Origin of the sequence: Streptomyces sp. P17 (assembly GCF_032436805.1) — a bacterium.
Lineage (GTDB): Bacteria > Actinomycetota > Actinomycetes > Streptomycetales > Streptomycetaceae > Streptomyces.
Window position 1 is genome coordinate 46,442 of record NZ_JAVRBF010000045.1, and the last position, 11,590, is coordinate 58,031.

Genomic DNA, 11,590 nt, shown 5'->3' on the forward strand with positions numbered 1-11,590 from the left:
GCCGAAGACTTACGAGAGTCCGCCATGTACGAGCTGTCCCGGGTCCGCCTCTACTCCATCGGTCCCGCCGGTGCGCGCTACGCCGACACCGTGCTTGACCTGCGAGGCGTGGGCGAGCCCGTGCCCGATCCCGCGCCCGCGCAGGCGCAGTTCTTCGAGGAGGAGCCCGTCGGCCCGCCGCGCCGGCCCGCGCCCGCCGGCGTGCTGTTCCTGGAGAACGGCGGCGGCAAGTCGGTGCTGCTCAAGCTGATCTTCTCGGTGATGCTGCCGGGCCACCGCAACACCCTCGGCGGCGCCAGCTCCGGTGTGCTGCGCAAGTTCCTGCTCGCCGACGACTGCGGACACGTCGCCCTGGAGTGGCAGCACACCCTGACCGGTGAGTGCGTGGTGGTCGGCAAGGTCAGCGAGTGGCGGGGGCGGCAGGTCTCCAACGACCCGCGGAAGTTCGCCGAGGCCTGGTACTCCTTCCGGCCCGGGCCCGGGCTGTCCCTGGACAACCTGCCGGTCGCCGAGTCCACCGCCGTACGGCCGCCCGTCGAGGGCGCGTCCGGCGCGCAGGGCCGCCGCCGCACCATGAAGGGCTTCCGGGACGCCCTCACCGAGGCGGGCAAGGCCTACCCGCACCTGGAGGTGCACTGGGAGGACATCCACGACCGGTGGATCGAGCACCTCGGCGACCTCGGTCTGGACCCCGAACTCTTCCGCTACCAGCGGGAGATGAACGCCGACGAGGGTGAGGCCGCCGGGCTGTTCGCGGTGAAGAAGGACTCCGACTTCACCGACCTGCTGCTGCGCGCGGTCACCGACACCCGGGACACGGACGGGCTCGCCGACCTGGTCAGCGGCTTCGGCAACAAGCTCGGGCGGCGTGCCGAGCTGATCGCCGAGCGGGACTTCACCGCCGGGTCCGTCGATCTGCTCGGGCGGATCGTGGAGGCGGCCGAGGCGCGTTCCCGCGCGCGGGACATCCACTCCGGGGCCGAGCGGCGGACCCGGACCCTGGCGCGGCGACTGTCCGCGCGCGGGGTCCAGGAGCGGGTGCGTGCTTCGGACCTCGCCCAGCGGGTCACCGCCGCCGCGTACGCGGTCACCCATGCCGAGGCGGGACGGGAGCGCAGTGCGTCGATCGCCGCCGAACTGGCCTACCGGCACGCCTCGCTGGCCCTCGCCGCGGCCGAGAAGTCGGCGGCGGCGCAGAAGCGCGAGCTCGCCGAGGCCCGCACCGTGCACTCCGCCTGGCAGGCCGCCGAGGCCGTGCTGCGGCACCGCGCGGCCGCCGACCGGGTCGCGCGCGTGGCCGCCGCCATCCAGGAGGCCGAACGGGACGCGGCCCCGGCCCTCGCCGCCCGCGCGAAGGCCGCCGTCGATCTCGTACGGGCACTGCACGCGGCCGCGGAGAGCGCCGAGGCCCTCGCCAACGAGGGGGAGGAGCGGTCCGCCGCGCTCCAGGAGGTGGGCGAGGCCGCCCACCGGGACGCCACCTCCGCCGCCACCGAGGCCCAGCGCGCCCGCAGCGAGATCGGCCACCTCAAGCAGCGCCTGGCGGAGGTCGAGCAGGAGACGGCCGAGGCCGTGCGCGCCGGCTGGCTCGACGACAGCGCCCCCGACGCAGACCCGGCCCGGGCGGCCCTCGCCGCGAGCGATGCCGAGAAAAGCGCCGTCGCCGCCTGGGACACCGCGCGGGAGGCCTCCCGGCGGGCGTCGGAGCACGCGCGCGAGGCGGCCGCCACGGAGTCCCGCGCGGAGCTGACGGCGGCCCGTGCGGCGGACGCCGCGACCGCCACCGAGCGTGCCTGTGAGGCCGAGCGCCGTCTCGCCGAGGGGCTGGCGGGGGAGGGGCGGCTGGCCGCGCTGCTGAGCCTGCCGGGCGCCCCTGGCCGGGAGCGGGCGGGCCTGCCCGGGCCCCGAGCCGGGAGGGACGCCGTGTCCGGCGGGACGCGCGCCGCATCGAGCCAGGCAGCGGTCGGCGGCAACGGCCCCCACGCCGACGCCGACACAGCCTCGCGCGGCCGGACGACCAGCACCGGCGCCGGAGAGCCCGGCGGCACCCGCGCCCCGCGCCTCGCCCCTGACGGCATGCTCACACCAGAGGAACTCGACCGCTTCGCCGACGAGCTGCGCGAACTCCTCGACGACGCCGTCTCCTCCGCCGAGCGGCAGCTCTTCGAGCTGCGGACGGCCGCGGCCGACGACTCCCGGATCCTCGGCGCCCTCGGCGACGGCGGCCTGCTGCCGCCGGGCCCGGACGTGCTGGCCACCGTGGAGTTCCTCGGCGAGCACGGCATCCCCGCCCTGCCCGGCTGGCGCTACCTCGCCCAGGCCGTCGATCCCGCCGACCACGCGCGCGTGCTGGCCACCCGGCCCGAGCTGGTCGACGGCGTGATCATCACCGACCCCGCCACGCACGCGCGTGCCCGCGAGGCGCTCAACGACGCGGCACTGCTGCCGCGGTCCGCCGTGGCCGTCGGCACGGCCGCCGCCCTGCTCGCCCCGACGCCGGGCACCGACGCGCTCGGCGGCGACGTCTTCCTCGTGCCGCCGAACCCGGCCATGCACGACGAGCACGCCGCCGACGAGGAGCGGCAGGCGCTGCGCGCGCGGGCGACCGAGCGCGACGAGGAGATCCGTACCCTCGCCGCCCGGCTCGGCAAGGACCGGGAGCTGGCCGCACGGCTCGCCTCCTGGCGCACCGGCTGCCCGGCCGGACGGCTGGTGGAGCTGGCGGAGGCCGCCCGGGAGGCGCGCGCGTTCGCGGACGAGTCCGAGGCCGAGCTCGCCGAGGCGCGAACCGTGCGCGCGGAGGCCGACGAGGCCGCAGCCGAAGCCGCCCAGGTCCGCGACGAGCGGCAGGAGGCCGAGCAGAAGGCCCGGCGCGCGGCCGACGCCCTCGCCGGGCTCGCCTTCCGGCTGCGCGAGCGGGCGGGCTGGCAGGCGAAGCTGCGCGAACTCGCCGAGGAGGCCACCGAGTCGGAGGCCCGCGCCCAGTCGTGCCTGGAGCGCGCCCGGGCCGCCGACGAGGACCGGCGCGCCGCCCAGCGAGCCGCCGACGACGCCCGCCGCACCGCGCGTGCCCTGCGCGCCGAGCGCGCCGAGATCGCGGGCGCCCCCGACGACGTACCGAAGACCGACGCGGACGACCCGAAGGTGTCGCTGCCCGCGCTGCGCGAGGCCCACCGGGCCGCCTCCCAGGTGTACGAGAAGGTCGGCGTCGGCGCCGATCTGCGGGCCGAGCAGGCCCGCGCGGAGAGCGACGAGAGCGCGGCGCGCGCGGAGCTGGACCGACTGAGCAACAAGGTCCGCACACGCGCCGAGCAGTTGCTTCAGTCGCCCGACGGCTCCGACGGGCCCTCCCGGCAGGCCGCCGTCGCCCGCGCGGAGGAGCTGGTGCAGCTCCTGGAGACCCGGATGTCGGCCGCGAGCGAGCAGCTCGGGCGGCTGCGTGGCGAGGCGGAGCGGCACGCGCCCGAGGACGGCGAGGCGCACACCGAGCTGGCCGAGGAGCTCCAGCCGCGCGACGCCGAGCACGCCCAGGCGCTGCTGCGCACCGCCACCGCCGAACTGGCCTCGCGCACTGAGGCGTTGGGGCAGGCCCGGGAAGCGCACGCCGAGCTGCTGGAAGCCCATCGCGCCGCTGAGGACGCGGCCGGGGGCTTCGACGAGATCTCCGCGATGCTTCGCGATCTGCTGCGCGAGCACGCCCCCGAGGAGGACCAGGAGGAGACCGAGCCCTACCCCGGTTACCTGGACGAGGCCCGGCAGTCCGCCGCCGAGGCCCGCCGGTCGCTGCGCGGCTGCGCCGCCGACCTCTCAGCCGCCGAGGCCGCCGTACGCGAGGCGAGCGATGTGCTCGTACGGCACGCCAACTCCACGCGCTACGAGCAGGTGCGCACCCCCGCGCGGCAGCAGATCCGGGAGCTGCCCGCCTCCGCGCTCCCCGAGCACGCGCAGAAGTGGGCGGACGCCTTCGCGCCCCGGCTGCGGGTCCTCACCGACGAGTTGGAGCAGCTGGAGCGCAACCGCGACTCGATCGTGGACCGGCTGCGCGGGCTGGTGGAGTCGGCGCTCGCCACCCTCAGGTCCGCGCAGCGGCTGTCCCGGCTTCCCGAGGGACTCGGCGAGTGGTCCGGGCAGGAGTTCCTGCGCATCCGCTTCGAGGAGCCCGACCAGGCGACCCTCACCGAGCGGCTCGGCGAGGTCATCGACGAGGCCACGCGCGCGGCGGTGAAGAAGAACTCCGATCTTCGGCGGGACGGAATGTCCCTGCTGTTGCGGGGTGTCGGCGCCGCGCTCCAGCCCAAGGGCGTCGCTGTCGAGATCCTCAAACCGGACGCGGTACTGCGCGCGGAGCGCGTGCCCGTCGGCCAGATGGGCGATGTGTTCTCCGGCGGGCAGCTGCTGACCGCCGCCATCGCGCTGTACTGCACGATGGCGGCCCTGCGCTCGAACGACCGGGGCCGGGACAAGCACCGCCATGCCGGCACGCTGTTCCTGGACAACCCCATCGGCCGCGCCAACGCGACCTACCTGCTGGAACTCCAGCGCGCGGTGTCCGACGCCCTCGGTGTCCAGCTCCTGTACACCACCGGCCTGTTCGACACCACCGCGCTCGCCGAGTTCCCGCTGGTCATCCGGCTGCGCAACGACGCGGACCTTCGGGCGGGCCTGAAGTACATCAGCGTCGAGGAACACCTTCGCCCGGGACTGCCCGAGGCGTCCGCCGGAGAGGCCGTGCACAGCGAGATCACCGCGACCCGGATGTTCAAGCGCCCGGAGCCGAGCGTGCCGTAGAGACATGGCAGGGGGGAACTGCGGGCCGTCCGTGGCCGGTCGCGCAGTCCCCGGTCGATGCTCCTGGAACCTGCTTCAGTCGACCTCGGCCATGGGTGCGGGGGAGTCGACACGATGCTCGGCGAGAACGCCGGTGCGGTGCCGCTGGACGAACCAGTAGTAGGCGAAGCCGCCGCCCGCGATGACTCCGACGAACAGGACCGCGCCCCACTGGAGGTACCAGTGGAAAGGGGCGGAGGCGTTGTAGACGGAGGCCCGTGGCCAGATCAGGTTGATCGTCATGCCGAGGCCCCACAGCACGGCCAGCGCATTGACGAGCAGGCCCCAACGGCCCAGCGAGAATCGGCCGTCGCCCGCCGGCTGCCACTTGCCGCGCAGCCGCGCCACCAGCATCGGGGCGGTGACGCCCAGGTAGGCGAGGTAGATCATGATGATGCCGATGCTGGTGACGACTGTGAAGATCTGCGGCTGGCGGATGTTGACCACCAGGATCGCCAGCGCCAGGATCCCGATGATCACGGTCGGCAGCACTGGCGTCTGGAAGCGCGGATGGCACTTGGCCAGCTTCGAGGACGCGGGCAGGTTGTTGTCCCGGGCCATCGCGAACGCCAGCCGCACCGCGGCCGTATGGACCGCCAGGGCGCAGACGGTGACCGCGATCAGCACACACCACAGCATCGCCTTGCCGGCCGTCGAGCCGAGCACGTCCAGCACGATGTACTGCAGACCGTCCGTGGAGAGCTGCTCGCCCTTGAGGCTGGAGACGCTCATCAGCGCCAGGAGCAGGATCAGACCGCCGAGGACGAAGGAGGCGACGATCGCCCGGACGATGGCGCGCGGCGCGTTCCGGGTGGGGTCGAGGGACTCCTCGCCGAGAGAGGCGGCCGTGTCGAAGCCGTACATGACGTACGCCGACGCCAGCGAGGCGACGAGGAACGCCCCCAGGTATCCGGCGCCGTAGCCCGTGCCGGTGCCGTTGGTCTCCATGACCACCTGCGGACCGCGGGTGATGTGGACGGCGAACAGCACGATCAGTACAACGGTGGCGATCAACTCGATGAACACGCCCGCCGTGTTGATCGTGGCCATCAGCTTGACGCCGAAGGCGTTCACCAGGGTGGTGAACAGGATCAACACCGCGGCCAGGATGACCGCGTTGGTCGCCACGTCGTACTTTCCGGTGCCGTCGCCCACGAACTGGAACACGTCCGAGATCTGCGGAAGCGTCAGCTGATACGCCAGCGCCACCGCGGATATGGACACGACGGACGCGATCAGCATCATCCAGCCGGCGAGCCAGCCCAGGTGCGGATTGCCTATCTTCTTCGACCAGTTGTAGACGGATCCCGCCACGGGATAGCGGGCGGCCAGCTCCGCAAAGCACAGGGCGACCATGAACTGGCCGCCGAAGACCATCGGCCACGACCACCAGTAGGCCGGGCCGCCACTGCCGTAGCCGAAGTAGAAGAGCTGGAAGGTGCCGGTCAGGATCGAGATGTAGCTGATGCCGGCGGCGAAGGTGTGGAAGTTGCCGAGTGTGCGCTTGAGTTCGGGTTTGTAACCGAACTCGGCGAGTTCGGCGTCGTCGGTTTCTCTAGGTGGATGGGTTGCGGTCATGAGCGGACTCCAGGGGGCCTGAGGGAGGGGAGCGAGCGGCTCGTGCGGGTGCCGGGTGTTGCGTGCTGCTACCCGGAGATCAGGTGAACCATCCCTGGGGCGTGGGGCGTGGGGCGTGGGGCGTGGGGCGTGGGGCGTGGGGCGTGGGGCGTGGGGCGTGGGGCGTGGGGCGTGCCGGCCGGGCAGACCTGCCCGGGTGCAGGGAGACGGCGGTCAGCGCCATGTCGACGGAGGTGTCACGGCGCGGCCCTTGATCGCCCCGATGAACTCGGCAGCGTGGCCGGCGTAGTACTGGGCGGCTTGGCCGTCGGCGAACTCCGGGAGGATGTGGGCGTGTCGGGAAGTCAGGCGTGGCGGAAGGCGGGTGGTGGGTCGAGGGCCTCCTCCTGAGGAGACGGCGGCTGACTGAGGGCCCAGGGTCAGGGGCCGGGAGCTGACCGAGGGGCCGCCGGAGGCCGACTGTCCCCGGAGCTCGGCGACAGCCGGTGCCCGGCTCAGGAGTGCGACAGCTGGCCCGCGCCGCCCCGCCCGGGTATCCGCTCTTGCGCGCGGCCGGTCGCCCTCGCCTGGCGTCGCGCCCTGCGCCGCTCCCGCCGTAGCGCCCGCGCGGTGCTGGCAGGCAACGAGACCACGCCGTTGCGCTGGTTCCACACCTGGCGGGTCACCCAGACGTCCAGGGCTCCCCAGGTGGCGACCACGGTGCTGGCCACGCTGCTGAGCACCATCGGGAAGGCCAGCCATGATCCGGCCAAGGTGCACAGGAAGGCCACCATCGCCTGTATCAGTGTCACGGCGATGATCAACACCGCCCGCACCGCCGCCGTACGCACCGGATCGGGCATCCGGCGCCGCCGCGCCGGCTCCTCGACCCACAACGGGCGGTAAAGTGCCTGTTCTTGAGCCTCCTCGCGCTCGTTCCTCTCCTCGGACTTGGTGAACTGCGCGTACGCAGTCGCCTGCTCACCCGCGCCCGTCGGAACCTCACCCCGGTCCGCCGGAATGTCGCGATTCGGCGCCTGAGGGCCCTCGCGCACCGCCACACCACCGTCGTCGGACGTCTCGCGCCGCTCCGCCGTGCCCATCACCGTGTCACTCCCCACCGCCAGCAGACCGCTCGCTCCCGTGTCCGAAGACCCGACTCCCCAGTGGCTGCCCGGCTTGCGCTGTTTTACGCCGCCGGGAGGCGAGATGCGGCTCCTGTGGCCGATTCCGCCCCCGTTTCCCATAGAGAAGGACGAACAACATCGCCCGAAGATTCCCAACCATGGAAAAATTCCGGCCAATTGACATTGCGGACGAGTAGGGCGGGTTCCACCGGCCGGCGCCGGAATCCGGGAGGCAATCTCCCCCAATGACCGGACAACTCCCCATGTCTCGCCCCCGGTGCGGACGTTCAGCTTCCGGACGGCTCTTCGAGTTACCTGTGCGTCGGTAGTAGGCTCGCGCCGTTTGTTGACGCACATGTGTACCCCCGGCCGGCGGGGGTCGAGCTGGGGGAGGCCATGCGCTTTCGCGGGAAGTCCATCCGCCGGAAGATCGTGGCGTTGCTTCTCGTGCCGCTGGTGTCCCTCACCGCGATCTGGGGCTTCGCCACGGTACTGACGGGTCGTGAGGCACAACAGCTGTTCAACGTGTCGTCCGTCGTGGAGAAGATCGGCTACCCCATCGAGGACACGGTCCGTGTCCTCCAGCAGGAACGCCGTCAGACACTCGTCTACCTCGCCGACCCGCGCGCCTCCGACGGGCTTGCCGCCCTGAGGCGCAGCCGCACCGCCACCGACGAAGCCGTCGCCGAGATCCGCAAGAACGCCAAGAACCCCGACGTGCGCGACGCGATGGGCCAGGGCACGGACGAGCGCCTGACCGCCGTTCTGGACGCTTTCGACGGCATCGTCTCCCTGCGCCGCAGCGTTGAGGACGGCACCATCAACCGGGCCACGGCCCTCCGCCTCTACAACAGCCTGGTCGACCCCTGTTACGTCCTGCTCGCCAACCTCCACGTCGTCGACAACGTCGAGATGGACAAGCAGTACCGCGCGCTGGTCAACCTCGCGCGCGCCCGGGAGCTGCTCTCCCGCGAGGACGCTCTCCTCGGCTCCGCCCTGATCGTCGGCAAGCTCTCGCGCGACGAGGTCCGCGACGTCTCCGACTACGCCGCCCAGCGCAACCTGATCTACGACGTCAACCTCCCCCTGCTGCCCTCCTGGGAGCGAGACCGCTTCACCCGCTTCTGGAAGAACGCCGCCAGCGCCCCCCTGCGCGTGGCCGAGGAGTCCGCAGTCTCGGTCGGCGCCGGCACACCCAGCGGCGTCACCGCGAAGAGCTGGGACACCGCCGCCGGCAGTGTGCTCGAAGAGCTCGCCGAGCTCAACGACCAGGCGGGCGACCGCTACCAGGACCGCGTCCAGCCGGTCGCGATGGGCGTCATCGCCAAGGCCGCCATCGCCGGCGTACTCGGTCTCGTCGCACTGCTGGTGTCGCTGTTCCTGTCCGTGCGCATCGGCCGCGGCCTCATCCGCGACCTGCGACAGCTGCGTCTGGACGCCCACGAGGCGTCCGGCGTCCGGCTGCCCAGCGTGATGCGCCGCCTGTCGACGGGCGAACAGGTCGACGTGGAGACCGAGGTCCCGCGCCTGGAGTACGACAAGAACGAGATCGGCGAGGTCGGCCAAGCCCTCAACACCCTCCAGCGCGCCGCCGTCGAGGCTGCCGTCAAACAGGCCGAGCTGCGCGCCGGTGTCTCCGAGGTCTTCGTCAACCTCGCCCGCCGCAGCCAGGTGCTCCTCCACAAGCAGCTCACCCTCCTCGACACCATGGAACGCCGCACCGAGGACACCGACGAACTGGCCGACCTGTTCCGCCTCGACCACCTGACCACCCGTATGCGCCGGCACGCCGAGGGCCTCGTGATCCTCTCCGGCGCCGCCCCCTCCCGGCAGTGGCGCAAACCCGTCCAGCTCATGGACGTGGTGCGGGCCGCTGTCGCCGAGGTCGAGGACTACGAGCGCATCGAGGTCCGCCGGCTGCCCCGGGTCGCCGTCACCGGCCCGGCGGTCGCCGACCTCACCCACCTCGTGGCCGAACTCCTGGAGAACGCCACGGTGTTCTCCCCGCCGCACACCGCCGTCCAGGTGCTCGGCGAACGCGTCGCCAACGGCTTCACCCTGGAGATCCACGACCGCGGACTAGGCATGGCCGCCGACGCGCTTCTGGACGCCAACCTCCGGCTCGCCGAGACCCCGGAGTTTGAGCTGTCCGACACCGACCGGCTCGGTCTCTTCGTGGTCAGCCGGCTCGCCCAGCGCCAGAACGTCCGAGTCTCCCTGCAGCCGTCCCCGTACGGCGGCACCACCGCCGTCGTGTTCATCCCCGACGCCCTGCTGACGGACGACGTACCGGACACCAACGGACTCGGCTTCCGTCTGGACCGGCCCGGCCCCTCCAAGGAGGCCGAGCTGGAGGAGTCCCGCCGACTGGAGGAGAGCCGCCGGGCCGCCCTTGCGCAGGTGCCCGTGCAACTGCCCGGCCTGCCCACCCAGCTGCTGGACGGGCCGGTCGAGCTGGAGGCGCCCGTGGACCTGGACGCCCTGAGCGACTTCCCGGACGGACTGGACGAGGAGGACGGGGAGCGCGGCGGACTGTTCCGCCCACGCCGCTCCCACCTCGCCCGCGCGGAGGACACCACCGCCCGCCACGACTCGGCGAACACCGGCCCTGCGGACCATGACTCCCCGGAGGACCACCTGGGCCCCGCGGTGCCGCTGCCCCGGCACGGGACACCCAAGCTGGTGAGTTCGCACGGGCGCCCGGTCACCGACCAGCGCCCCCGGCGCGACGAGGCCCAGCCCCCGACGGGCGTGAGCCGCCACGAGCCGAACGCCCCGGCACCGCTGCCGACCCGGCGCCGCGGGGACGCCCCCCTGCGACGCGGCCCCGGCTCCGCCGACCCGGTCGGCGAGCCGACCGGCACGGGATCGGCCACGGGCCGGGACCTCTCGGGGGAGCCCCCGGCGCTTCCCCGCCGCACCCGGCGCGCCGAGATCGAGTCCAGTAACCCGAGCACACCGGACCGGCGTCCGGCCCCCGTGCCGCAGCAGACCGGCTCCGGTACGGGACCACTGCCCCGGCGCGTACGCCAGGCCAACCTGGCTCCCCAGCTCAAGCGCGATCCCGCCCGGTCGACCGAGGGCTCCACGGAGCCCGCCGAGCGGGACGCCGACGAGGTACGCAACCGCATGGCCTCGCTCCAGCGCGGCTGGCAGCGCGGCCGCGAGGAGAACGCCGCGGGCGACGACGCCCACAGCGGCACAGCACCACGAGGAACGACAAAGGGGGACGGTCGATGACCGCACCGAAGATGACCGGCCACGCAGCGACCACGGCGTCCGGCGAGCTCAACTGGCTCCTCGACGACCTGGTGGAGCGCGTCGCCAGCATCCGCAAGGCCATCGTGCTCTCCGGCGACGGCCTGCCGACGGGTGCGTCCAAGGATCTGACCCGGGAGGACAGCGAGCACCTGGCCGCCGTCGCCTCCGGCTTCCACAGCCTCGCCAAGGGCGTGGGCCGCCACTTCGAGGCCGGCAGTGTGCGGCAGACGGTCGTCGAACTCGACGACGCCTTCCTGTTCGTGACGGCCGCCGGCGACGGCAGCTGCCTGGCCGTTCTCTCGGATGCCGACTCGGATGTCGGCCAGGTCGCGTACGAGATGACGCTCCTGGTCAAGCGGGTCGGTGTGCATCTGGGCACCGCTCCGCGCACCGATCTGCCCGCAGGCGGGTAGTGGGATGACATGAGCGCAGACGGTCAGGGAAGAAGCCACTGGTTCGACGACGAGGCCGGACCGGTCGTCCGTCCGTACGCCATGACGCGCGGCCGCACCACCAGCGCGGCCCAGCACCGCCTCGACCTCATCGCGGTGGTCGTTACGGAGTCGCACGCGGACGATCCGGAACCCGACTCGACCCTGTCGCCGGAACACGTGGACATCGTCGAGCTGTGCCGCGACACCCCCCAGTCGGTCGCCGAACTCGCCGCCGAACTCGACCTCCCCATCGGAGTGGTACGGGTCCTTGTCGGGGACCTGGTGGACGGGGAACTCGTCCATGTGAACCGGCCCGTTCCCCCGGCGGAACTGGTCGACGAGAGTATCCTGCGCGATGTGATCAACGGCCTCCGGGCGCTGTGA

6 protein-coding genes are annotated in these 11,590 nt (G+C 72.7%); 4 read left to right on the plus strand and 2 right to left on the minus strand.

Annotated elements, in window-relative coordinates; genetic code table 11:
* Positions 1-24 precede the first annotated feature (24 nt).
* Complete coding sequence (locus RMT89_RS27090; protein WP_315886398.1) at positions 25-4,788, plus strand: hypothetical protein; 4,764 nt, start codon at positions 25-27, stop codon at positions 4,786-4,788.
* Positions 4,789-4,863: 75 nt separating this feature from the next.
* Here RMT89_RS27090 and RMT89_RS27095 read toward each other — a convergent pair whose 3' ends face one another.
* Both RMT89_RS27095 and RMT89_RS27100 read right to left on the minus strand, forming a co-directional pair.
* A complete protein-coding gene (locus tag RMT89_RS27095; RefSeq protein WP_315886399.1) occupies positions 4,864-6,405 on the minus strand; it encodes an amino acid permease in 1,542 nt (513 codons plus the stop codon).
* 494 nt (positions 6,406-6,899) lie between these two features.
* Positions 6,900-7,487, minus strand: coding sequence for a hypothetical protein (locus tag RMT89_RS27100; RefSeq protein ID WP_315886416.1), 588 nt, complete (start codon positions 7,485-7,487; stop codon positions 6,900-6,902).
* Between the two features lie 420 nt (positions 7,488-7,907).
* On the opposite strand from RMT89_RS27100, the gene RMT89_RS27105 reads away from it, so the two are divergent.
* From RMT89_RS27105 to RMT89_RS27115, 3 genes are read left to right on the plus strand one after another with little or no spacing between them, the layout of a single operon-like run.
* Positions 7,908-10,751, plus strand: a complete 2,844-nt coding sequence (locus RMT89_RS27105) for a nitrate- and nitrite sensing domain-containing protein (protein WP_315886400.1) — start codon at positions 7,908-7,910, stop codon at positions 10,749-10,751.
* Positions 10,748-11,185, plus strand: a complete 438-nt coding sequence (locus RMT89_RS27110; RefSeq protein WP_315886401.1) for a roadblock/LC7 domain-containing protein — start codon at positions 10,748-10,750, stop codon at positions 11,183-11,185. Before RMT89_RS27105 ends, RMT89_RS27110 begins: the two co-directional genes overlap by 4 nt.
* A gap of 9 nt (positions 11,186-11,194) precedes the next feature.
* A complete protein-coding gene (locus RMT89_RS27115; RefSeq protein WP_186285003.1) occupies positions 11,195-11,590 on the plus strand; it encodes a DUF742 domain-containing protein in 396 nt (131 codons plus the stop codon).